This window comes from Alcaligenes sp. Me129 (assembly GCF_050487245.1).
Taxonomy (GTDB): domain Bacteria; phylum Pseudomonadota; class Gammaproteobacteria; order Burkholderiales; family Burkholderiaceae_B; genus Alcaligenes; species Alcaligenes phenolicus.
Genome location: NZ_JBKQGX010000006.1, coordinates 103,923 through 126,359, shown reverse-complemented (window position 1 = coordinate 126,359; position 22,437 = coordinate 103,923). Strand labels below are relative to the sequence as shown.

The window sequence follows — 22,437 nt, the reverse complement described above, 5'->3', positions numbered from 1 at the left end:
AAAGGGGCTGTTTTTACAGCCCCTTTTTCCTGCCTGCTCGAATCACCACATCATCCTCAGGCCAGCAGGCCGGTATTCACAAAACCACCGTCCACACTGATGATCTGCCCGGTCATATAGGCTGTTTTTTCGGTATCCAGCAAAAAGCAGATCGCCTGCGCTACCTCACGCGGCGTGCCATAGCGATGCATAGGCACGGCAGATTTCCAGGTTTCCTGCACCTGCTCCGTGTGCACTTGCATGGCCAATGGCGTCATGATCGGGCCAGGACACACACAATTCACCCGTATGCCTTCCTGGGCCAGCTCATTGGCCATGACCTGCGTCAGGTTGATCAAACCCGCCTTGGTAATGCCATAGGCGGCGCGCCCACGATTACCCACCAGACCCGACACCGAGGAAATATGCACAATCGCGCCCTGCTTGTACTCGCGCATCAACAAGGCCGCTTCCCGGCTGATGCTGAAAGCCGCCAGCACATTGACCTCGAAGGTTGCCCGTAGCAAGGCAGAGTCCGTTTCCAGAAACGTCACATCACGTCCAAAGCCAGCCGAGTTCACCAGGCCGCCCACAGGACGTTGGGCGTGATAGCGCTTCAGCAAAGGAGCAATACGCGCTTCGTCGGTAATATCCAGCAGCTCGGCGGCCAGATGATCGCCGTAACGATTGAACTGCTCTGTCAAAGAGTCCAGTTTCTCGGCATTATTATCCAGAGCCAGCACATACGCGCCCTGCTCCAGCAACAACTCGACCGTTGCCAGCCCTATGCCCGACGCCGCCCCCGTCACTACCATCCAGGAATGTTGCATCAGGCTGCCTCCAGAACCATTTCAAAAGTCACCAGCACAGAGTTCACCTCCGGTTTCAAACGACCACGATGCACGCCATGCTGATAATCAATAATGATCACGTCCAGTTGCACTTGTTGCTCGGCGGGCAGGCTCAGGTCAATCCGCCCTTCCTCAATCAGCACCTCAGTGACGAAAGGTTCGACAACGATCTCAGGCTCCAGGATCGCCCCGACCAAACTCCCGACACCACCGCGGATGACGGCACGCGTCAGGCCCAGCTCCTGACAGATAGCCCGCAAGACAGCCGAGATATTCTGGTTCGGGGCCAAGGTCACAATCCAGCTTTTCGGGCTTTCAGGCTGAGCCTGGACTGACAAGTGCTCGGGTCTGGCGACAGGCGTGAACAAGCTGAAATTCGTTTCCGGGCAAGGCAGAGTCTCAAAGGCTGCGCCGCGGACATAGCTAATATCCAGCTCCGGCGAACCACCCAAAATCGTTTGGTCCGGGAGAATATGCCCGGCCTGCAACTGTCCTTCAGAGTCACGCCAGGCGGCATGACAGTGCAGCCATAACTGGCCATCTGGTTTGCGCCCCAGAGTCACACTGGCCTGCTCAATCTGAACCGGACCGGGGTGTGTATAAAGCTGGCTGTAGTACACCGAATGATCGGGCGAGGAAGACAGCGCCGGCATCACATAATGCAGGTCCGCAAACTGCCCGCCTTTGAAACGCCCGACCGCGCTGTACAGATCATGCGCCTCCCCCGCAAGGCGAAAGGCATCCAGCAAGGAATGCCCGGCCCGCAAGGTCTGGGTATGACTTTCCGTCTGGCAAGGGGCCAGCATATAAGGCTGAGCCCGCTGAACGCCAGGATGCTTGACCTCTCTTAGCATGGTGCCTCCTGTGCCAGCTGCGGCAAGCATTTCATCAGCTCATCTTTCACCATGCGCTTGGGCACCTTGCCGTAGCCGGACTTGGGCAGGGAATCCCAGAACTGGATGTACTTGGGCATCTTGTAGCGGGCGATGCGCTCGCTCAGCCAGCTGCGCAGCTCGGCCTCCGTCAAGGCGGCCCCTTCTTTCAAGACACACACTGCCACTCCGACTTCACCCCACTGACGATCCGGCACACCCACCACCGCCACTTCAGTAATTGCACCGTGCAGCAGGATGTATTCCTCGATCTCGCGCGGGTAAATGTTGGAGCCGCCCGAGATGTACATATCAGAAGCACGCCCGGTCAGGTACACATAGCCACGCTCGTCCATATGGCCGATATCGCCCGTGCGAAACCAGCCATTGCGGAAGGACTCGGCATTGGCCTTGGGATTGTTGTAGTAGCCCGCAAACACGGCTGGGCCAATTACGCAGACCTCGCCAGTTTCGCCATACGCCACTTCCCGACCTTGTTCGTCCTGAATGGACACCTGCATGCCCGCACGCTCGTAGCCACAACTGGCGGGATGGCTGATACGACCATCAGCATCTTGATGATCAAAAGACGGCAGCACGGTGATATTGCCCGTCACCTCGCCCAGGCCGTAGTACTGCACCAGCACCGGACCGAACTTCTCCAGCGCCAGACGCAAATCCGCCTCGTACATGGGTGCACCGGCATAGATCACATGACGCAGGCTGGAGTGATCGTACTGATCGATATGCGGGCACTCGGCCAGCAACTTCAAAATCGTCGGTACTGTGAACAAGGTGCTGAGCTTGTACTTTTCGATCAAGGCAAAGGCTTGTTCGGTACTGAAGCTGTCGCCCGGCAAGAGCACGGTTTTTGCGCCACGCAACACCAGATTCAACTGATGCACACCTGCACCATGCGACAAGGGAGCCAGCACCAGACCACCATCTTCGCTGCGTGTACCGGGCAAGAGATCAGCCAGATGATTGGTCAGGACAAAGGCCATTTGCCCGTGCGTCAACACAGCGGCCTTGGGCTTGCCCGTCGTACCGGAGGTAAACAGCAGCCAGCAAGGTGTGTTGGAAAACACATCGGCATTCGGCGTAACAGCACCCGCATGCTCCCTTAACAGATCCGCCACCAAGGGGCGAGAATCTGCAGGTGTGGGTGTACCGCGTAACCACAGCAAATCCATATCCGGAAAATGCTTGCTGGCGGTTTCCGCATGTTCAGGGAAGTCCGTCTGGCACAGGAATACCGTGCTGCCAGACACCTCCACCATATGCAGCAACTCTTCGGGCTTGACGCGGAAGTTGGTCGGCACCCAGATCGCCCCCAAACGGAAAGCGGCGAACATGGAGAGGAACATCTCATTGCTGTTTTTGGAGTGCACCAGAATCGCACTGCCAGCCTGCACGCCACGGGCTTTCAGGCCCGCCGCTAAAGCTGACACCTGGGCATCCAGCTCCTTCCAGCTCCAGCTTTCCTCACCCCAGATCAACGCGGGCTGATCCGGCAGACGACGCGCATTCTGGGTCAACAGGTGCGACAAGTTCATGGCCCGATTCGACATGGGCTGTACCACGGCATTTGTCATCATTTCAAGCGTTCCAGAATCGACACATAGTTAGCCACAGCCGCACCACCCATATTGAAGATGCCGGCCAGTTCCGCCTGCGGCAACTGCATGTCACCGGCTTCCTGAGCCAGCTGCATGGCGGCCATCACGTGCATGGAAACACCGGTTGCGCCCAGAGGGTGACCGCGAGCTTTCAGGCCACCGGAGACGTTCACCGGCAACTGACCATCCTTACGGGTGCGACCTTCCAGAATCACTTTCCAGCCCTCGCCACGCGGAGCCAGACCCATGGCTTCGTACTCCAGCATCTCGGCGGTAGTAAAACAGTCGTGGGTTTCCACCAGATCCAGATCCAGAATGCCGACACCAGCTTTGGACAGAGCCTGCTGCCAGGCACGATGCGCCCCTTCAAACGCAATCGGGTCGCGGCGCGACAGAGGCATGAAATCATTGACCTGCACTCGGGAGCGGAAGCGAATCGCGCGGCGCAAGGCACGGGCGGTTTCTTCATCTGCCAGAATCAGCGCGGCAGCCCCGTCGGACACCATGGAGCAGTCGGTGCGGCGCAGCGGGCCGGCCACCAGAGGGTTCTTTTCCGAAACCTGATCGCAGAACTCCAGGCCCAGATCACGGCGCACATGGGCGTAAGGATTGGCCAGGGCATTCACGTGATTCTTGGCGGCAATCTGCGCCAAAGAGTGGCTCTGGTCGCCATAACGATCAAAGTAAGCCTGGGTGATCTGACCAAAAATCCCCGCAAAGCCCAGCGGATTGTCCTCTTCCTTGCGATAGCAGCCGGAGCTGAGAATTTCAGGAATACGGCTAGGAGGCACGCCCGTCATTTTTTCCGCACCGACAGCAATACCAATGCGGGCACGGCCGCTTTCAATCGCATCCATCACGCTATGAATAGCGGCACTACCCGTGGCGCACGCATTTTCTACGTGCACGGCAGGTGTGAAACGCAGATCAGGCTGATGCAGGGACAGCAATCCGGCCTCAAACCCTTGGGGATTCAAGCCATTGTTATAGACACCCACGGCCGCAAAATCGATGTCGCTGGCCTGTATGCCGGCATGCGCAATCGAATCCCTGACCACGGCTTGAATCAATTCTTCAATGTCGATGTTATCCAGCTTTCCAAACGGGGTATGTGCCCATCCCACAATACATGCGTGTCCAGACATAGTTTTCCTTGAACGTAGAAATTTGATCAATGAATCGCTCGCCCCTGAAAAGCTGAAATAGCTGCTCAAGGGCCCGTAACTTGTTCCCCAATCCTCAGGGATTCGATGTACGCCTTCTCTTCCAACAAAAGCGCCACCAGCTCCTCATGTCGCTTGTTGCGCAAGCGGCTCTCTACACTGGCGATGGCCAGGGAAGCCGGCATGCCACTGGTGGGATGAGAAACGCAAACCGCCACCCCCCAGGAACCTTCAAAAATAAAACCACGGTTAAAGGCATAGCCTTGCTCACGCGTCTCGGCCACCAGATCCCACAGAATGTCGGTGCTCAACTGGGGGTACTGGCGCAGGCGCTCGGCATTGACCTCCAGGGCTTCGCCAATCTGCTCATCCGTCATGGCCGCCAGAAATGCAATCCCACTGGCGCCACAACCCAAGGGGTGACGATCCCCCGGCTGCAACACATGCGAGCGCAAGGGATGATGCCCTTCCTCGCGAGCCAGACAGACGGTTTCATAGCCGCGCTGCACGCTGAGCAGCGCGCTGTCACCCGACACCTTGGCAATACGCGCCAAGCTGCGTTCGGCAATGCGCTGAATGCCAAAACGATGCGCTGCCATCAACCCCAAGGAATACAGCTCGGGGCCGGGAAAATATTTGCGCGATACCGGGTCCTGCTCAATCAAGCCATTGCCCATCAAAGCCAATAACAGGCGACGGGTGGTGGGCTTGGTCAACTCGACCTTTTTCACGACATCACTCAAGCCTATGCCCTGGTTACGCAGGCCTACGACCACCTGCATGACTTGCACGGCCCTATCCAGGGTTTGGCTGGAAGAAATCGACTCTGGGCTCTCTTTGGAATCCATTTTCACACTCTTGATAATATAGGTCCGTATATTGGACCACTTAGTGATTCAGATTGGAATACGTGAACCGCCCTTTAGCGAAGTATTTTGGGCAGTATATTAAATATTTACGTAAATCCTGTAGGTAAAAATACTAGGTTGTCCTAATTTCAGGCCTGTCTTGTAATGCAGCAGGTCAGCTTACATAAATCTATAGGTCCATTAAATGGACCCCACAGGAGATTAAAAAATGAAGCGTCGCACATTTCTGAAAACAGTTGCTGCCAGCAGCACCCTGCCCTGGGCATTGAGCTTTTCCAAATCTGCTCAAGCTGCCGAATTCGAGTATCGCATTGCGCACAGCGTGCCCACCCATCACCCCTTACATGTCCGCATGGTTGAAGCCGCAGACCGCATTCGGGAACAAACGAATGGGCGCTTTGACCTGCGCATCTTCCCCTCGGACCAATTGGGTTCGCAGACCGATGTGATGAGCCAGATCCGCTCGGGCGCTATTGATTTCCTGTGCTTGTCCGGTGTGGTGCTCTCTACCCTGGTTCCCTCCAGCGCCATCAGCGGCCTGGGCTTTGCGTTCAAAGATTACGACCAGGTCTGGAAAGCCATGGATGGCGGTCTGGGCGAGTTCATTCGTGCCGAGATCGCCAAAACCCGCTCCCTGTTTGCCTTTGAACAAATCTGGGACAACGGCTATCGCCAGATCACCAGTTCGGGCCGCGCCGCCGCTACTCCGGCTGACATCAGCGGCATGAAGATTCGCGTTCCGCCCTCCTCCATGTGGACCTCGCTGTTCAGCTCCTTGGGTGCTGCTCCGGCCACCATCAACGCCAACGAGCTGTACTCCTCCTTGCAGACCAAGATTGTCGATGCCCAGGAAAACCCGCTGGCCGTGATTTCCACCCTGAAGCTGTACGAAGTGCAGCAGTACTGCGCCATGACCAACCATATGTGGGACGGTTTCTGGCTGCTGGCCAACCGCCGCAACTTCGACGGCCTGCCCGAGGATATTCAGGAAATTGTGCGCAAGAACCTGAACCAGAGCGCCGTACAGGAACGTGCCGACTTGCTGGCCCTATCCGAGCAATTGCAAAGCGATCTGGAAGGCAAAGGCATGCAATTCGTCCAGGCCGATACCGCCGCCTTCAAGCAGCGTCTGATTGATGCCGGTTTCTATGCCGAATGGAAGAAGAAGTTCCCGGCAACAGGCTGGGAGCAATTGGAATCCGTCGTCGGTAGTTTATAAGCCAGGGGCACAGCACAATGACAAATGACAGTCAGAACCTGCAGATACAGGAACAGCCACCGCTGTGGCAGAAATTTGAAACTTGCTTGTTTAAAGCGACGGCCTTTATCAGTGCGATTCTGCTGGCCTTAGTCATTGTTCTCTTGCTCTCGGGCGTGGTGTCGCGCTATGTATTGCACGCACCACTGACCTGGTCCGACGAGCTGGGCGGCATTCTCTTCCTGTGGCTGACCACCTTTGGGGCCGCCCTGGCGACGTATCGCTTTTCCCATATGCGCATGACCGCCGTGGTTTCGCGCCTGGGCAGTGAATGGGAGCCCTTCTTTACCGCTTTTGCTATCACCGCCACCACACTGTTCTTCGCCCTGATCCTGTATCCAGCGATTGATTTTGCGATGGAAGAGGCCTTCATCACCACCTCTGCCCTGGAAATCTCCAACGCCTGGCGTGCCTCGGCCTTGCCGGTCGGTTTCGGGCTGGCGCTGATCTTTGGTCTGGGCAAGATGGCGGAGGTGATACGCCAGCCTAAAGCCATTTGGGCTGTCTTGAGCGTATTGGCTCTGGCTTTAGTGGTCTGGCTGATCAAGCCCTACCTGCAAGGGCTGGGCTACCTGAACCTGGTGATCTTCTTTGTACTGATTGTGGGCGTCAGCGTACTGACCAGCGTACCTATTGCCTTTACCTTTGCCCTGGCCACACTGGGCTATCTGGCCCTGACCACCCGCGTTCCCGTCATGACCCTGGTTGGTCGCATGGACGAGGGCATGTCGCACCTGATGCTGCTGGCCATCCCCACCTTTATTTTCCTGGGCCTGCTGCTGGAGATGACCGGCATGGCACGCGCCATGGTGCAGTTTCTGGCCAGCCTGTTGGGTCATGTAAAAGGTGGCCTGTCTTATGTGCTGATTGGTGCCATGTATCTGGTGTCCGGCATCTCCGGCTCCAAAGCGGCTGATATGGCTGCCATCGCACCCGCGCTGTTCCCGGAAATGACCAAGCGCGGCGCCAAGGAAGGCGAACTGGTCGCCCTGCTATCCGCAACTGGCGCACAAACAGAAACCATCCCACCGTCTATTGTGCTGATCACCATCGGCTCAGTTGCCAGTGTTTCCATCGCCGCCCTGTTTACCGGCGGCATGTTGCCCGCCCTGGTGCTGGGCATCGGCCTGTGTGTGGTCGTAGGCTGGCGCAACCGCCACGAGGACCTCTCCAACATTCAGCGCACACCCGCCAAAGAAGCCCTGAAGCTTTTTCTGATCGCCCTGCCTGCACTGGCCCTGCCCTTCGTCATCCGCGCCGCCGTAGTAAAAGGCGTCGCCACGGCAACGGAAGTCTCCACCATTGGCATCGTCTACGCCATGATCGCGGGCCTGGTCATCTACCGCCAGTTCGATTGGCGCAAACTCTACCCCATGCTGGTGGATACCGCCGTTCTGTCAGGAGCCATCCTGATCATCATCGGTGCAGCCTCCGGCATGGCCTGGGCCTTGACCCAATCCGGCTTCTCCCGCGAGCTGGCCCAGTTCATGCAAACCCTGCCCGGAGGCCGCATGGGCTTCCTGATTGTGTCGGTGATCGCCTTCATCATCCTGGGCAGCCTGCTCGAAGGCATCCCCGCCATTGTGCTCTTTGGCCCGCTGCTGTTCCCCATCGCCCGAGTCATGGAAGTGCATGACGTGCACTACGCCATGATCGTGATTCTTTCCATGGGCCTGGGCCTGTTCGCACCACCCTTCGGCGTCGGTTACTACACCGCCTGTGCCATCGCCCGCGTCAACCCGGATGAAGGCATCCGACCGATCTGGGGCTACATGCTGGCCTTGCTGATTGGCCTGGTCTTCGTAGTTGCCCTCCCCTGGATTTCGATTGGTTTTCTGTAAGAGATATGGCTATGACACAGCAACATGACTCCGCCGTTTTTACGCAAAGCTTGCAAGGCAAAACCGTATTGGTTTTTGGGGCGGGCGCGCCTTTAGAGGATTGGAATAACGGGAAGGCGGCGGCGGTGGCTTATGCCAGGGCCGGGGCACAGGTGGTTTGCGTGGATAAGGATTTGGCAGCGGCGAAACGCAGCGCGGATCATATTCTTGGGGAGAGAGGGGAAGCGCTAGCTTTGGAGGCGGATGTTTGCAATACCGAGACGGTAGAGCGAACGGTAGCTCTAGCTATAGAGCATTTCGGAAAAATCAATGTCCTGCATAACAACGTAGGAATTGCACCTGCGGGTGGACCATTAGATATAGACGATGCTCTTTTTCAGCGGACGATGGATATTAATGTCGGCTCTATTCTTCGCACCACCCGCGCCGTATTGCCGCACTTTCTTAAACAAGGCTCGGGAGTGATTACTAATATATCTTCCCTGGCTTCAATCCGTTGGAGTGGCTACTCTTACTTCGCTTATTACGCGTCTAAGGCGGCGCTGAATCAGGCTACCGTTGCTACGGCATTGGAGTTTGCTGATAAAGGAATACGGGCGAATGCCATTTTGCCGGGGGTGATTGATACGCCACTGGTTTATCAGCAGATTGCGGCTCAATATGATTCGATTGAACATATCAAGGAGCAGCGGGCTAATGCGGTGCCGATGAAGAGGACGGGGACACCGTGGGATATTGCGAATGCAGCGGTGTTTTTAGCTTCGGATGCGGCGGGGTTTATTACAGGGGTTTGTCTGCCGGTGGATGGGGGGCATTCTTGTGCTATGCCGGGGATGAGGTGAACCAAAACCTGATGAGACTCAATCTATCTCACCTCATAAAACTAAAACCTTAACCGGTAAAACAGATTCCACAAAAAACCACGCCCAACCAGCAGTAGCCACTCAATGCGTGGCTCGATTAGTGCTAAGCAAATTTCCTAAAAACATCCGCAAATCAACTTATATTGCAAAGATGAGCACCTTATCAGCCATCATGCCGAACGACGCGACGTGAGGGTTTTAAATTGGGAAATCACTCTTCACCACCTACTCTTATTGCGCACAATTAAATACTTCAACATGTAACCCAACATCTAAACGTGGTGATCCCGATGTCAGACGATCAATTCAGCTCCGAGTATTCAGAAAATAGTTTTTGGGACAAGGTCAAAACATATGCCAAAACAGCTGGTGAGGGTGTTCTTGAGCCTGCGCTAAAAATGTATTATGCAGCCCTAGACGCAGATACACCCACTTGGGCTAAAACTACTATCATCGCGGGCTTGGATATTTCATTTCACCTGTGGATGCAGTACCAGATGTACTGCCAGTCGTGGGATACACAGACGACCTAGGTGTCCTTGTCGCAGCTGTAGCTGCAACAGCAGCTCACATTAAAGATGAGCACACCCATAAAGCTAAAGAAGTCCTATTGCGGTGGTTCTCCTAACAATCTCCGGAAAGCTTCTTTAGTTTTGAACCCACTCACAAAATCAGTGATGTAGTGTAGCCCTGCAGATCCAGGCCTCCCGGTAAGACGGGAAGAGCTTTCAGCTCTTCCCCTCAACACCTACCTACCTCACCCCAAACGCCTCTTCAAAAATCCCCATAATCGTCTTCTTATCCGTCTGAATCGGATTAGTTGCACCGCACACATCCTTGAGCGCGTTATCGGCCAGAACCGGGAAATCCTCTCGCTTCACGCCCAGTTCTTCCAGCGACTTCGGAATCCCCACAATATCCGCCAGCTTTTTAATCGCCGCGATAACATCCAGACCTTTCAGATCTGCATTGTTGTCCGATAGCAGCTTGCCGATTTCATTCAATCTCTCCCCCGCCACCTGCATATTGAAAGCCTGCACATGCGGCAGCAGCAGGGCATTACAGACACCGTGGGGCAGATCGTAGAAACCGCCTAGCTGGTGCGCCATGGCGTGGACATAGCCCAGTGACGCGTTATTGAATGCCATCCCTGCCAGGAACTGCGCATAGGCCATTTGTTCACGGGCTTTCTTATTATGTGGCTCGCGCACAGCAACGGGTAGGTATTTAGCGATCAGCTCTACCACTTTCACCGCACAGGCGTCGGTGATGGGGGTGGCGATTGTGGAAACGTAGGCTTCAACTGCGTGGGTCAGTGCATCCATGCCAGTAGCAGCAGTTAGCGATGCGGGCATGCCTTCCATCAGGTCGGAGTCGTTCACTGACAGGAACGGGGTGATGTGGCGGTCGATGATTGCCATTTTTACGTGGCGGGTTTCATCAGTAATGATGGTGAAGCGCGTCATTTCCGACGCTGTGCCTGCTGTGGTGTTGATAGCCAGCAGCGGCAATTGCGGCTTGGCGGACTTATCTACGCCTTCGTAGTCAGCGATCTTGCCGCCGTTGCTGGCGACCAGGGCTACGCCTTTGGCACAGTCATGCGACGAGCCACCGCCAAGGGACACGATCAGGTCTGCGCCGTGCGCTTTCAAGGCATCCAGGCCTGCATTGACGTTGCCGACCGTAGGATTAGGCTGCACCTGATCAAAAATCGCGGTATTGATGCCTTGTGCAATCAGCTTGTCAGCCACCAGTTTCGCCATACCCAGCTTGGCCAGATCGGTGTCAGTAATGATCAGGGCTTTTTTGAAGCCCATTTTCCCGACAATCGGCATGGCCTGGTCCAGTGCGCCGGGGCCAAGAATATTGTGCGAGGGGATAAAGAATTCGGAGACTGTCATGGTGCGTATTCCTTATTAATGATCGAAGAGAATCCCTGCGACCTCGGGGGTATACGAACTGAGAGCGCGCAAGGAGGGACTCCCCCCATATTGCATGGGGGGAGGTCTTACAACACTACGAATAGATCAAAGGATCAGAAGAAGCCCAGGGCGTTCGGGCTGTAGCTGACCAGCAGGCACTTGGTTTGCTGGTAGTTATTGAGGGCCATCTTGTGAGTTTCACGGCCAATGCCGGATTGCTTGTAGCCACCGAAGGCGGCGTGAGCGGGGTACAGGTGATAGCAGTTGGTCCAGACGCGGCCAGCTTCAACGCCACGGCCTACGCGGTAGGCACGCGAGCCGTCGCGGCTCCAGACTCCAGCACCCAGGCCAAACTCGGTGTCGTTGGCGATGGCGATGGCTTCTTCTTCGTCCTTGAAAGTGGTCACAGCGGCCACCGGTCCGAAGATTTCTTCCTGGAAGGTACGCATGCTGTTTTTACCCAGCAGCATGGTGGGACTGATGTAGTAGCCATTATCCAGACCCTGGCCCAGACGATTGCGTTCACCGCCAGTCAAGGCTTGTGCGCCCTCTTCCCGACCGATATTGATGTAGCCCAGGATGCGCTCCATCTGTTTCTCGGACACCTGCGCGCCCACCATTGTCCCGGCGTTGAGGGGGTTGCCGGTCTGGATACGTTTGACTCGCTCTACGGCACGCTCGATAAAGCGCTCGTAGATGGATTCCTGAATCAGGATACGCGATGGACATGTGCAAATCTCGCCCTGGTTCAGAGCAAACATGCTCAAACCTTCCAGGGCTTTGTCCAGGAAGGCATCATCAGCCTGCATCACATCTTCAAAGAAGATGTTGGGGCTCTTGCCGCCCAGCTCTACCGTAGCGGGGATCAGGCGGTCGGCAGCCGCGTGCAGGATTTCACGGCCGACGGGGGTGGAGCCAGTAAAGGCGATTTTGGCGATGCGCTTGGAGTTGGCCAAGGCATGGCCTGCTTCTTTACCGTAGCCGGTGACGACGTTCAGTACGCCAGCGGGCAGCAAGTCACCGATGATTTCCATCAGCAGCAGGATGGAAGCGGGAGTTTGCTCGGCGGGTTTCAGGACGATGGGGCAACCGGCCGCCAGGGCGGGGGCCAGTTTCCAGGCGGCCATCAGCAGCGGGAAGTTCCAGGGGATGATCTGGCCCACCACGCCGATAGGCTCGTGGAAGTGGTAAGCAACCGTGGTGCTGTCCACATCCGAGATGCTGCCCTCTTGTGCGCGCAAGCAACCGGCAAAGTAGCGGAAATGGTCGACGGCCAAAGGCAAGTCAGCCGCGCGGGTTTCACGGATGGGTTTGCCGTTGTCGATGGTCTCTGCCACCGCCAGACGTTCCAGGTTTTGTTCGATACGGTCCGCAATGCGCAGCAAAACGGCGGAGCGCTCGGCAGGCGGGGTATTGGCCCACTGGTGGCGCACCTTGTGCGCGGCGTCCAGAGCCAGGTCAATGTCCGCTGCACCCGAGCGGGCTACCTGGCAAAACACCTGCCCTGTGACGGGCGAGACGTTATCAAAATACTCGCCTTCGACCGGCGGCACCCAACGTCCACCAATGTAGTTGTCGTAACGGGATTTGAACGGGAATTCCAGATCCAGGCCCATGGATTTGAGATCGGACAGATTCATGATGTCTCCTTATTGATTTAGTTCGGTGCCACAAGACGTGCACCGCAGGGAAAGGTTAGGGGTGCCTTTATCCTGATTTAACTAAAGCAAATAACGTGCCAAACTAGCTAGCGATTGTCCCGACTCGATCCTGAGCTCGCCCGCCTCCATAATGGAACGACCTCCAGTCGCAGGCTGCGACAGCTACTGTCGCAAAAAGCGAGCACTGTCGCAGAATGCGACACCCCTCCCGGAGCACACTCATGACTTCTCTACACTCGTTTTGCCCGCAGACCAACGAAACCATGTGGCGTCAGTCCTGGGAGCGCTGTCAGACGATGGAGTCGGAGTTAAGCGCGGAACCTCGGGACATGAGCCAAGGTGCGCTGCGACAGTTGCTGGAACAACAGCATCACTTGTTGCATCACTCCTCGGCAGCGGTACAGGATCTGGCGGCGCTGGTGCACCCGCATCGCAGTCTGGTTTTATTGTGCGACGCACAAGGCACGGTGTTGCAACAGGCGGGGGACCCACACTTTCTGCAGCGGGCCGAACAGGTTGCCTTGCGTGCGGGTGTGAGTTGGGCGGAGAACCATCGCGGCACCAATGCTATCGGTACGGCTCTGGTCTGCGCACAGCCCATCAAGATTCACGGCAGCCAGCACTATCTGCCTGACAACCGGATTCTTAGCTGCCACGCCGCCCCCATTTACGACCCTTACGGCCAGATTATTGGAGTGCTGGATATCTCCGGGCCTTCGGAACTGGAACATCACTACGCGCTGGATTTGGCACAGCTGTACGCCCGCCAGATCAGCCGCCAGATGCTGGAGTCACTGTGCACGCCATCGCGCCGCCTGCTGCATCTGCATACAGACCCCAGCCTGCTCAATAGTGCTTTTAGTGGTCGACTGGTTCTGGAGGACGACACCATTGTGGCTGCCGATGAGTTGGCCGCCCGCATGTTGCGCCAGGACTGGCAGGAGTTGCCCGGCCAGGATTTAAGTTCGGTACTGGAACAGGCAAAAAGCACGAGTCGGCCCGTAACGCTGCACCTGAGCACGGCCGCTAAAACCCCGGCTCCGGCCCGTGCGGTACAGACTCGGACCAAGACAGCAGAAACGACACAACTGTCCCCTCAACAGGAAAAGGCGCTGGAACCGGCGTTGCGCGCCATGCAGATGGGCTTGTCCATCTTGCTCAGCGGTCCTAGCGGATCGGGCAAGGAGCGTATGGCGCGTGAGCTGCATCGTCGTCACAAGTCGCAGTCCGGTCCTTTTGTAGCGATTAACTGCGCCGCCCTGCCCGAAACCCTGATCGAAGCCGAGCTGTTTGGTTATGAAGCCGGTGCGTTTACAGGTGCACGCCGTCAGGGCTATGCAGGCAAATTGCGTCAGGCCCATGGCGGCGTGCTGTTTCTGGATGAGATTGGCGATATGCCTGTAGGCTTGCAAAGCCGTCTGCTGCGAGTCCTACAAGAGCGCGAGGTGCAGGCACTGGGCTCGGAACGCACACACAGGCTGGACTTCCAGCTGATCAGCGCCAGCCATCAACCGCTGGAAAAACTGGTGCGTGATGGCCGCTTCCGTGCCGACCTGTACTTCCGACTGCAAGACTATATCTGCACAGTCCCCAGCCTTAGGGAACGCAACGATCTGGGCGACTACATTTCCAAAGAACTGGCTATTCTGGCACAAGGCCAGGCTGCGCCCCAGCTACATCCCGAAGCCCTGCAAATACTGCAGGACTACGACTGGCCAGGCAATTACCGCCAGTTGCGATCGGTGCTGCTGCAAATCATTGTGCAAGATTCTCCGGGGCGGCTCTGGTTGGCCCAGGACCTGCCTGCCTTGCCATGCTTGAATGCAGAACACCCGGTGCTGGCTCAAGAACCTGCCATCCAGAAGGTCCGGGGCATTACGGAAGCCAGCTCCCTTGACTCCCCCAAGCCACAAACCCTGAAGGAACAGGAATACGCTGCCGTGCAGCAGGCTTTGAAACAGCATCAGGGAAATATTTCACAAGCGGCGCGCGCCTTGGGACTGCATCGCAGTACCTTGCACCGCAGGCTGAAAGAAATGTCGCAGTTATTTACTGCAGGCGGTCATCATCCAGAAAGTCCGGAATCGGCATGGCAATAATGCCGTCGTCGGCCAGTTCCTGATACTCCTGCACCGTGGCCTGACCACGGATTGCGCGCGGCTCAATGTCGCCCTCGTGCATGCGGCGTGCTTCCTGGGCAAACTGGGTGCCCACATTGTCTGACTTGCGTATCACCGAACGCAGCTCTTGTAAAAGCTGACCTTGAATCGCCCGCATTTGCGCTTCGGTAGGCATGGTTGAAGGCAAGGGAGGCGGAACTGGAGCACTGGCAGGAGCGCCAAGGCTTTCCTGCGCACCTACATTGATACGTGGAGCCGAAAGTTTGCGTTTGACCTCGTGGCTGTCGCAGACGGGGCAACACAAAAGCCCACGACTGATCTGCTCATCGTAACTTTCGCGTGAGCTAAACCAACCCTCGAACACATGGCCGTGTTCGCATTCAAGATCAAAAACCTTCAGACTCATAATGTGTTTATCAATGGGCGGACAGACCGCCGTATTGTGACATAGAAGTGCCGGACTAATTATGGCAAATCCGGCATGTGGCGCGGCTTAACGGGGAACAGCGGCCAGCAGACGCTGTGTCAATTCTTCCTGCGGATGGAACAGAACGTGCTGTGCGCTGCCCTGCTCCACGATGCGTCCCTTGGCCATGATAGCAATTCGATCGGCCAGATACTCCACAACCCCGAAATTATGGGTAATGAACAAATAAGCCAGACCCAGTTCCATTTGTAACTCACGCATCAAATCCAGAATCTGCGCTTGTACGGACACGTCCAGGGCCGAGGTGGGTTCATCACAAATCAGAACGGCGGGTTCGACTGCCAAAGCCCGCGCAATGGCGATGCGCTGACGTTGCCCACCAGAGAACTCATGCGCGTAACGATCCAGGGCATTCTTGGGTAGACCGACTTGGTCCACTAAAGTTTCAATTCGTTTGCGACGCGCCTTGGTGTCCAGCTCGGGACGCAGCGCGGTCAGGCCTTCCAGGAGAATATCCCCCACCATCATGCGCGGATCCAGCGACCCATAGGGATCCTGAAAAATGATCTGCAAACGTGAGCGCAGTTGCCGCAAGGCCTTGCCTTTCACTTGCAAGACGTTCTGCCCCTGCATCTGCACCTGCCCGCTAATCTGAGCCTGATGATCCAGCAAGCGCATCAAAGTACGTGCGACCGTGCTTTTACCGCAGCCCGACTCGCCGACCAAAGCCAGGGTTTCGCCCTTGTGCAGTTGCAGGCTCAAGTCTTTGACCACGGGAATGACAGGCAGGCGTCGCCACCAGGAGCCAGCCTGCTTATAGGAAACAGACAAGCCCTGAATATCCAGCACCAGCTCTTTGCCGCTATTGCGCGGTGGGACTGCTTCAATGGGCGCAGGGGCACGGGACAAGGGACGCCCACGTTTCTCAAAAGTGGGAATGACATTGAGCAATTCACGAGCATAAGGATGGCTAGGGCGTAAAAAGAACTGGCTTGCCAGCCCGGCTTCCACTATTTGTCCGTGCCGCATCAAGGCCACATAGTCGGCATACTGTTTGACCAGCAGCAAATCGTGCGTAATCAGCAAGATAGCCAGGCCCATCTCTTTCTGTATATCGGCCAACAACTGCAGAATCTGCGCCTGAACCGTTACATCCAGCGCGGTAGTTGGTTCGTCAGCCACCAGCAAATCAGGTTCCGCCGCCAAGGCAATGGCAATCATGATGCGTTGCTTCTGGCCGCCGGAGAACTGGAATGGAAAGTCATCGTAACGCTGTGCGGCACCGGGGATGCCGACACGTTCCAGCCATTTGATGGCCCTTGCCCTTTCCTGCCCCGCAGGAGCCACACCATGACGACGAATCACCTCGCTGATCTGCCGGCCAATGGACATGACCGGATTCAGGCTGGTGGACGGCTCCTGAAAAATCACGCTGATGCGTTTACCGCGCACATCCTGCATTTGCTGTTCAGGCAAAGGCGGCAGTTCCAACCCGTCCAAGGCAATTTGACCAGATTGCATCCAGGCGGCTTCGGGCAAGAGGCGTAGGATCGCCATGGCCGTCATGCTTTTGCCGCAGCCGGACTCCCCCACCAAGGCAAAGGTTTCACCGCGCTGCACGGCCAAAGACAGATTACGCACCACACTTTGCACACCGGCATCGGACTGTACACGCAGTTCCAGACCCTCGATATTCAGCACGGCAGGCGTGGCGGAGGGCTTTACGGCGGAGACATTTTCAAGCTCGCTCATACCTTGGCTCCTCCTGGACGACGTACTCGCAAAGCCTTGAAGCGGCGGGTGCGAGGATCAAACGCCGTTTGCACCGCATCGGCAAAAATGTTCGCAGACAGTACCAAACCCAGCATCATCACAAACGCCCCGGCCAGGCCCCACCAGATGATCGGGTCGCGGGACAGCTCGCTACGGGCGGCGTCAATCATGCGCCCAAAGGATGGCATGCTGGGGTCCACACCAATACCCAGATAAGACAACACAGCCTCGTACAGCACCAGGCCGGAGAACTCCAGAATCAGGGTGATCAGCACAATATGCATGACGTTAGGCAGCAGGTGACGGAACATGATGCGCAGATGACCGACACCAAAGGCTTGGGCTGCCTGAACGTAGTCCAGCTCGCGCAGCTTTAACACCTCGGCCCGCAGCAGGCGACACAGGCCCGCCCAGCCCGTTAAACCCAGAATCAGGCACAGCATGAACAAACGCAGATCTGCGCGAGCGGCCACGGTGTCGAAGCTGTCGGGATGGGTGTCGATATAGACCTGCATCATCAACACGCAAGCGGCGATCAGCAGCACGCCAGGGATGGAAGTCAGCGTGGTGTAAATGTATTGAATGACATCATCCACCCAGCCCCGGAAGTATCCAGCGGCCAAGCCCAGAATGATGGCAGGTGGCAGCATGGCGAAGGTGGTCAAAGTGCCAATCACCAAAGCCGTGCGTACACTTTTCAAGGCTTGCCAGATGATGTCGTTACCCGTGCGATCCGTGCCCAGCACGTAGTAATTCGCGCTCAGGCTCAGCACCAGGCATAACAGTATCACCAGCACGCAGGCACTGAACCAGACCAATCGCCAATTCACCAAACCCTGCCCTTGCCACCAATAACGCCAGGCCGCGCCCCAACCCGGCTCCATGGATTGCTTGCGCCCCCAAAGCGTCAGCAGAACAGCCAGTAGCACGCTGCCCAGCACACCCCAGGCCAAACCTTTGGCGCCTAGCTGCAAAATATCGTGTCTATGCGCGGCAGGCGTATCCATACCCACCCCGGCATTGACCAGACGCGGAAAGTCCCGCACGGGCTTGCCATCTATCAGCATGCTTTCTTTGGTCAGTTGAAAGCGGGCCAAGGGAGCAGAATAGGTTTTTTCCACCTCGGCCAGCCCGGCTTTCTTCAGAATATCGTCCAGCGCAGAGCGGGCGACGGGGGCATAGCTGGCTGTGCTGGCTTCCTGCCCAGGGGCAGCCGGCAATAAAGGCCGGTAGTGAATGGAGTCCAGTAAACCGATCAGCAGGAAAAAGACCAGAAAAACAGCAGCGCACATGGCCGAGGGCGTACGTGCCACACTGGCCCAGGCCGAGCGCAAGGCAGGCCGCTTGACGACGCGCCAGGTGTAGAGCGCCATGGCCAGAAACAGTGCCAGCACAAAGGTATCGGTCCAGAGAAAGACGAACTGTGGCATGGCGGGCTCAACTAAAACGAATGCGGGGGTCAACCAGGGTGTAGGAGATATCGGCCAGAATCAAACCGGCGATATAAAGCATTGATCCTAAAAACACCATGGCACGCACAATGGAGAAGTCCTGGGCATTGATGGCATCAATGGTGAAGCTGCCCAGACCCGGAATACCAAAAAAAGACTCCGAAATCAGGCTGCCCATGAACAGCAGGGGCAAAGCCGATACGGTGCCCGTCAGAATGGGCAAGAGCGCATTGGGCAAGACATGGCGGAACAAAACGGTAGATTCCGCCAGCCCCTTGGAGCGCGCCGTACGCACATAATCACGGCTGGCCTCTTCCAGAAACAGGCTGCGATAAAAGCGCGATTCCGCCCCGATACGCGACAAAATCCCCACCAGCACCGGCAAGACCAGAAAGCGCCAGTTATCCATCCCTTCCACCCAGCCCGAAAACGGCACCCAGCGCAGCACCCGTGCAAACAGCCATTGCCCGGCAATGATGTAGAACAGGCCCGAAATGGACATCAACACGACGCACAGCACAACGGCTGAAAAATCCAGTCGGGTTCCCCGAAAGAACACCATCAGCAAGGCAAAACTGATGCACACCCATAAGCCCAAAAAGAAGGTCGGCAAGGCCAGCGCCAAACTGGGCCCCATGCGTTGCTTGATCTGATAGGCAATATCCTGCCCCTGGTCGGACAAGCCAAAATCCAGGCGCAACAAAGGAACCGAGCGCTCGTAGAAAATCGTGTCGGTAAAGGTTTTGGAACCTTCCGCCTGCGCGTTATAAAACAGCGGCTTGTTATAACCGCGCTCTGCCTTCCAGTTTTCAATGGCCGTCTGACTGACGCGCTGTCCGCCAATGGACAAACGGGCCATATCGTCAGGCGTGTTCACGGCAAAGAACAACACAAAGGTCAGCAGATTGACCCCTATCAGAATCAGCACGCCATACAGAATGCGCCGCAGCATATAGGAAAACATCAGTCTTTCTCCTTGCGCAGAGCCACATGGCGACGACGCGCCTGAGCCTGCGAGCGCACCACCCACACCAGAATCAAGGCCAGCAAGCCCAGCGGAATGGCGGGCCACCAGACGGGGCGGTTCCAGCGATCAATGCGCTCCACACGCTGTTCGGGGTCGATACGGTAATACTGGATGCTGTCGCGCACCATCATGGACGGCTTGGCATTGCGCACCCAGCTTTGGTAGGCACCACCCGCATTGGGCACATAGCCAAACATCCAGGGGGCATCATGCTGGACCAGATGGATCATCTGCTGCACCACCGCCTGCTTGTCCGGGCCGTCGTTCAGAAAGCGCATTTGCTCGTACAGGCGATCAAACTCCGCGCTTTGGTAATTGGCGGCGTTCTCACCACCAAAATCCTTCTTGGCCTGGGGGCCATACAGCAAGGTGAAGAAGTTTTCGGCATCCGGGTAGTCGGCTACCCAGCCCCACAGAAATAGCTGTGCCGCGCCCCGCTTCATCTTGTCCTGAAAGCGGTTGTAATCGGTAGCGCGCACCTCCAGCTGCAAGCCTACCTGGGCCAGCTGACGGCGCATCCAGTCCACCGTGGCATCCGAGCCCATACCCATCATGGAGTCGTAATACAGAATCAAGGGCTTGCCGGTACGGCTGTCCCGTCCATCGGGATAGCCCGCCTGTCGCAGCAAATCACGCGCTTCGTCCAGACTGCGGCGTTTCACCACGCCATTGTCCTTGGTGTAGACATAAGGGTTGGCACCCTGGGGCAGCGGCTGATAGCCCGGCACGCCAGGCGGCAAAGGGCTATGCGCGGCTTCTCCTTGGTCATTCATGAAAATGGAAACGTACTGCTCCCAGTCGAACACAATGCTGATGGCCAGGCGCAGCTTGCGGTTTTTCTCGAACTGCTCGGGCGTATCGCCCTGACCGACCACCGGGTCGTGCCAGTTAAAGCCCATATAAAACAATTGCGCTTCAGGTGCCGTGCGCAATTGCAGGCCGCGCTCCTGATACAGATTGGCTTTGTCGACCGAGTCCTGCGCGGCCACTGTCATGGCGACACCGTACTCGCCCCGCTCCACCTGCGGAATGTCGTAATAGCCCTGCAGGAACTTGCCCATCAAGGGGACGCCCTCTTTTTCCAGAGAGAACACCACTTTGTCCAGAAAAGGCATGGGTTTGCCGCAATCTTCCAGTAAACCAGCAGCCTGGTCGCCGGGCTCGCCCACACAAGGGTATGGCTCCCCCCGGTAATTGGGGTTACGGCTCAGAACGTGACGACGATTGGTCAGGGATTCCGTCAGCATGAATGGGCCTGTACCCACGGGCCAGCTATCCAGTGTCAGATTGTGCTGCGCCATGCGCGGCTGGCTATAAAAACGCTCGGCCTCCCAGGCCATGGGCGCGGTAAAGGTCATGGCCAGCCAATACTTGAACTGTGGGTACTTGCCATTCACCTCGATGCGCAAGGTATGTTTATCCAGCGCTCGCACACCCGGCAAGGTGTAGGGCCGTAAATCCAGCCATTGTGGACGCGGCTCCTGCTTGTCGATACGGGCCAGTTCTTCGCTGAACTCCTTGAAGCCCCGGATGTGCTCGGCCATCACACCCAGCACAGGAGAGGCCAGGCGCGGGCTGGCCAAACGCTTGAAGGCGTAAACGTAATCGTGAGCCGTCAGCTCGCGCGAGCCGGTATGGGCGAAGTCGGCAATGCTGAAAGCATCGTTCAGGTCCGGCGCCCGCATGGGGTAATAGCGGTACTCGCCCTGCTCATCCAAGGCAAAGGCCGGATGCGGCTGAAAGCGAATGCCTTGCTTGATGGGAATATCGTAACGGCTGACTGCCACCTGTTCGCCCGGCACATCAGCAGGCAAACGATTACCCTGCTCATCAAGGTATACAGGCTCTACCAGCTCGGCCGCCGCCTTGGGAATCAGGCGGTAGGGACGGTCCAGATAGTGATAGCCGTACAGCGGCTCATAAATCGAATACGTAAACGGTGTCTCGTCACCGGAGTAGGACAAGGCCGGGTCCAGGTGATTGGGGGAGCGGGTCGTGAACGCGCTGTAGAGCGTGTTTTCTGCTGCGCTGCCTTCCTGATAAGGGCTGTTAACGGGTTTGGAGCAAGCTGCCAATCCGACGCACAACAAGGCCAGCCCCATCCGCCGCAAAGGGCTTAGCATTGCCCTTGCTGCCAGCAGTCATAACGCCATTTCCATGGCGGGACAGGACTGGGCTCTGACCAGATGCCTACACCGGCTTCCTTGGCTTCGCGCTCCAGCTGATCAATACGAGGGTCGCGCAGGAAGCGGCCGCGTTTTTCACGATTGGCCATGGCCATTCCAGCCCGTACCAGTTTCTGGTTGGCGGTTTCGCCATCGGCCAAAGGCACATCGCATACAGCGAGACCGTGGCGGTCGCGCTCATAGCAAGACAGGGTCAAATGTTTACCGGAAACCAAATCCGACAGGAAGCGCCGCGAGGCCACCGCAAAGGGCTGACCAGGGCGACGGCTGTCTTTGGTGGTTTCGGGGGCATCAATACTGGCCAGACGCACGCGCACCTGCCTGTTATTGCTGGGCAAAATCGTCAGCGTATCGCCGTCGGCCACCCGCACCACCCGCCCTGTCAGCTCGAAGTCTTGAGCCTGAACAGGCAAGGCCCAGACAGCCATCACAGCCGTCAAGCCAGCACAAACGGCTGTGCGCCGCGTCAAAGAAGAAAAGCCGGACAGGGAAAACACAGTCATGATGCGGACAACACTCCAGGCGGGTAGCAGAAACTAGGCTAACAAATTATAG

19 protein-coding genes are annotated in these 22,437 nt (G+C 56.9%); 6 read left to right on the top strand and 13 right to left on the bottom strand.

The window, feature by feature from the left end; translation table 11 throughout:
• Window positions 1-56: 56 nt before the first annotated feature.
• From ACLPGZ_RS08505 to ACLPGZ_RS08485, 5 genes are all read right to left on the bottom strand, one after another.
• Window positions 57-809 carry an SDR family NAD(P)-dependent oxidoreductase gene (locus ACLPGZ_RS08505; protein WP_429641128.1) on the bottom strand — a complete coding sequence of 251 codons (753 nt, stop codon included), beginning with the start codon at window positions 807-809 and terminating at the stop codon, window positions 57-59.
• Window positions 809-1,684 carry a PPC domain-containing DNA-binding protein gene (locus ACLPGZ_RS08500; RefSeq protein ID WP_052159331.1) on the bottom strand — a complete coding sequence of 292 codons (876 nt, stop codon included), beginning with the start codon at window positions 1,682-1,684 and terminating at the stop codon, window positions 809-811. Before ACLPGZ_RS08500 ends, ACLPGZ_RS08505 begins: the two co-directional genes overlap by 1 nt.
• Window positions 1,678-3,300, bottom strand: coding sequence for an acyl-CoA synthetase (locus ACLPGZ_RS08495; RefSeq protein ID WP_343212386.1), 1,623 nt, complete (start codon window positions 3,298-3,300; stop codon window positions 1,678-1,680). Before ACLPGZ_RS08495 ends, ACLPGZ_RS08500 begins: the two co-directional genes overlap by 7 nt.
• Window positions 3,297-4,466, bottom strand: a complete 1,170-nt coding sequence (locus ACLPGZ_RS08490; RefSeq protein WP_083054018.1) for an acetyl-CoA acetyltransferase — start codon at window positions 4,464-4,466, stop codon at window positions 3,297-3,299. Before ACLPGZ_RS08490 ends, ACLPGZ_RS08495 begins: the two co-directional genes overlap by 4 nt.
• A gap of 65 nt (window positions 4,467-4,531) precedes the next feature.
• Window positions 4,532-5,332, bottom strand: a complete 801-nt coding sequence (locus ACLPGZ_RS08485) for an IclR family transcriptional regulator (protein WP_203145001.1) — start codon at window positions 5,330-5,332, stop codon at window positions 4,532-4,534.
• 229 nt (window positions 5,333-5,561) lie between these two features.
• On the opposite strand from ACLPGZ_RS08485, the gene ACLPGZ_RS08480 reads away from it, so the two are divergent.
• From ACLPGZ_RS08480 to ACLPGZ_RS08460, 5 genes are all read left to right on the top strand, one after another.
• On the top strand, window positions 5,562-6,572 hold the full coding sequence (locus tag ACLPGZ_RS08480; protein WP_060185712.1) for a TRAP transporter substrate-binding protein: 1,011 nt from the start codon (window positions 5,562-5,564) through the stop codon (window positions 6,570-6,572).
• A gap of 17 nt (window positions 6,573-6,589) precedes the next feature.
• Window positions 6,590-8,452, top strand: coding sequence for a TRAP transporter large permease (locus ACLPGZ_RS08475; RefSeq protein ID WP_137431278.1), 1,863 nt, complete (start codon window positions 6,590-6,592; stop codon window positions 8,450-8,452).
• Window positions 8,453-8,463: 11 nt separating this feature from the next.
• Window positions 8,464-9,294 (top strand): SDR family NAD(P)-dependent oxidoreductase, encoded by an 831-nt coding sequence (locus ACLPGZ_RS08470; protein ID WP_226348603.1) that lies wholly within the window; start codon window positions 8,464-8,466, stop codon window positions 9,292-9,294.
• Window positions 9,295-9,605: 311 nt separating this feature from the next.
• Window positions 9,606-9,848, top strand: a complete 243-nt coding sequence (locus tag ACLPGZ_RS08465) for a YkvA family protein (RefSeq protein ID WP_239055235.1) — start codon at window positions 9,606-9,608, stop codon at window positions 9,846-9,848.
• Window positions 9,797-9,943, top strand: coding sequence for a DUF1232 domain-containing protein (locus tag ACLPGZ_RS08460; RefSeq protein ID WP_428993899.1), 147 nt, complete (start codon window positions 9,797-9,799; stop codon window positions 9,941-9,943). The genes ACLPGZ_RS08465 and ACLPGZ_RS08460 overlap by 52 nt, the downstream gene beginning before the upstream one ends.
• A gap of 124 nt (window positions 9,944-10,067) precedes the next feature.
• On the opposite strand, the gene ACLPGZ_RS08455 is transcribed toward ACLPGZ_RS08460, so the two are convergent.
• Complete coding sequence (locus tag ACLPGZ_RS08455; RefSeq protein WP_239055234.1) at window positions 10,068-11,216, bottom strand: iron-containing alcohol dehydrogenase; 1,149 nt, start codon at window positions 11,214-11,216, stop codon at window positions 10,068-10,070.
• Window positions 11,217-11,350: 134 nt separating this feature from the next.
• A complete protein-coding gene (exaC, locus tag ACLPGZ_RS08450) occupies window positions 11,351-12,877 on the bottom strand; it encodes an acetaldehyde dehydrogenase ExaC (RefSeq protein WP_239055233.1) in 1,527 nt (508 codons plus the stop codon).
• Between the two features lie 242 nt (window positions 12,878-13,119).
• Here exaC and ACLPGZ_RS08445 point away from each other — a divergent pair, with 242 nt between their 5' ends.
• On the top strand, window positions 13,120-14,997 hold the full coding sequence (locus ACLPGZ_RS08445) for a sigma-54-dependent Fis family transcriptional regulator (RefSeq protein WP_239055232.1): 1,878 nt from the start codon (window positions 13,120-13,122) through the stop codon (window positions 14,995-14,997).
• Here the strand turns inward: ACLPGZ_RS08445 and ACLPGZ_RS08440 are convergent.
• From ACLPGZ_RS08440 to ACLPGZ_RS08415, 6 genes are all read right to left on the bottom strand, one after another.
• Window positions 14,948-15,424 carry a DUF1178 family protein gene (locus ACLPGZ_RS08440; protein ID WP_026484274.1) on the bottom strand — a complete coding sequence of 159 codons (477 nt, stop codon included), beginning with the start codon at window positions 15,422-15,424 and terminating at the stop codon, window positions 14,948-14,950. The two genes, ACLPGZ_RS08445 and ACLPGZ_RS08440, sit on opposite strands and share 50 nt — an antisense overlap.
• Before the next feature lie 87 nt (window positions 15,425-15,511).
• The gene (locus tag ACLPGZ_RS08435) at window positions 15,512-17,197 is read right to left on the bottom strand and encodes an ABC transporter ATP-binding protein (RefSeq protein ID WP_429641127.1); all 1,686 of its coding nucleotides are present in this window, start codon (window positions 17,195-17,197) and stop codon (window positions 15,512-15,514) included.
• The gene (locus ACLPGZ_RS08430; protein WP_083054026.1) at window positions 17,194-18,648 is read right to left on the bottom strand and encodes an ABC transporter permease; all 1,455 of its coding nucleotides are present in this window, start codon (window positions 18,646-18,648) and stop codon (window positions 17,194-17,196) included. The genes ACLPGZ_RS08435 and ACLPGZ_RS08430 overlap by 4 nt, the downstream gene beginning before the upstream one ends.
• Before the next feature lie 7 nt (window positions 18,649-18,655).
• Window positions 18,656-19,633 (bottom strand): ABC transporter permease, encoded by a 978-nt coding sequence (locus ACLPGZ_RS08425; RefSeq protein ID WP_009457740.1) that lies wholly within the window; start codon window positions 19,631-19,633, stop codon window positions 18,656-18,658.
• Entirely contained in the window at window positions 19,633-21,819 is a 2,187-nt protein-coding gene (locus ACLPGZ_RS08420) for an ABC transporter substrate-binding protein (RefSeq protein ID WP_060185705.1), read from the bottom strand. Before ACLPGZ_RS08420 ends, ACLPGZ_RS08425 begins: the two co-directional genes overlap by 1 nt.
• Window positions 21,813-22,385: a thermonuclease family protein gene (locus ACLPGZ_RS08415; protein ID WP_429641126.1), complete on the bottom strand. Its 573-nt coding sequence runs from the start codon at window positions 22,383-22,385 to the stop codon at window positions 21,813-21,815. Before ACLPGZ_RS08415 ends, ACLPGZ_RS08420 begins: the two co-directional genes overlap by 7 nt.
• Window positions 22,386-22,437: the final 52 nt, after the last annotated feature.

What these genes read in the sequence shown, in the direction of transcription:
- ACLPGZ_RS08490 (WP_083054018.1), bottom strand. Translation starts at nt 4,466, where the DNA reads ATGTCTGGACACGCATGTATTGTGGGATGGGCACATACCCCGTTTGGA.
- exaC (WP_239055233.1), bottom strand. Translation starts at nt 12,877, where the DNA reads ATGAATCTGTCCGATCTCAAATCCATGGGCCTGGATCTGGAATTCCCG.
- ACLPGZ_RS08500 (WP_052159331.1), bottom strand. Translation starts at nt 1,684, where the DNA reads ATGCTAAGAGAGGTCAAGCATCCTGGCGTTCAGCGGGCTCAGCCTTAT.
- ACLPGZ_RS08440 (WP_026484274.1), bottom strand. Translation starts at nt 15,424, where the DNA reads ATGAGTCTGAAGGTTTTTGATCTTGAATGCGAACACGGCCATGTGTTC.
- ACLPGZ_RS08485 (WP_203145001.1), bottom strand. Translation starts at nt 5,332, where the DNA reads ATGGATTCCAAAGAGAGCCCAGAGTCGATTTCTTCCAGCCAAACCCTG.
- ACLPGZ_RS08420 (WP_060185705.1), bottom strand. Translation starts at nt 21,819, where the DNA reads ATGCTAAGCCCTTTGCGGCGGATGGGGCTGGCCTTGTTGTGCGTCGGA.
- ACLPGZ_RS08445 (WP_239055232.1), top strand. Translation starts at nt 13,120, where the DNA reads ATGACTTCTCTACACTCGTTTTGCCCGCAGACCAACGAAACCATGTGG.
- ACLPGZ_RS08435 (WP_429641127.1), bottom strand. Translation starts at nt 17,197, where the DNA reads ATGAGCGAGCTTGAAAATGTCTCCGCCGTAAAGCCCTCCGCCACGCCT.
- ACLPGZ_RS08505 (WP_429641128.1), bottom strand. Translation starts at nt 809, where the DNA reads ATGCAACATTCCTGGATGGTAGTGACGGGGGCGGCGTCGGGCATAGGG.
- ACLPGZ_RS08495 (WP_343212386.1), bottom strand. Translation starts at nt 3,300, where the DNA reads ATGATGACAAATGCCGTGGTACAGCCCATGTCGAATCGGGCCATGAAC.
- ACLPGZ_RS08465 (WP_239055235.1), top strand. Translation starts at nt 9,606, where the DNA reads ATGTCAGACGATCAATTCAGCTCCGAGTATTCAGAAAATAGTTTTTGG.
- ACLPGZ_RS08430 (WP_083054026.1), bottom strand. Translation starts at nt 18,648, where the DNA reads ATGCCACAGTTCGTCTTTCTCTGGACCGATACCTTTGTGCTGGCACTG.
- ACLPGZ_RS08480 (WP_060185712.1), top strand. Translation starts at nt 5,562, where the DNA reads ATGAAGCGTCGCACATTTCTGAAAACAGTTGCTGCCAGCAGCACCCTG.
- ACLPGZ_RS08415 (WP_429641126.1), bottom strand. Translation starts at nt 22,385, where the DNA reads ATGACTGTGTTTTCCCTGTCCGGCTTTTCTTCTTTGACGCGGCGCACA.
- ACLPGZ_RS08475 (WP_137431278.1), top strand. Translation starts at nt 6,590, where the DNA reads ATGACAAATGACAGTCAGAACCTGCAGATACAGGAACAGCCACCGCTG.
- ACLPGZ_RS08470 (WP_226348603.1), top strand. Translation starts at nt 8,464, where the DNA reads ATGACACAGCAACATGACTCCGCCGTTTTTACGCAAAGCTTGCAAGGC.
- ACLPGZ_RS08455 (WP_239055234.1), bottom strand. Translation starts at nt 11,216, where the DNA reads ATGACAGTCTCCGAATTCTTTATCCCCTCGCACAATATTCTTGGCCCC.
- ACLPGZ_RS08425 (WP_009457740.1), bottom strand. Translation starts at nt 19,633, where the DNA reads ATGTTTTCCTATATGCTGCGGCGCATTCTGTATGGCGTGCTGATTCTG.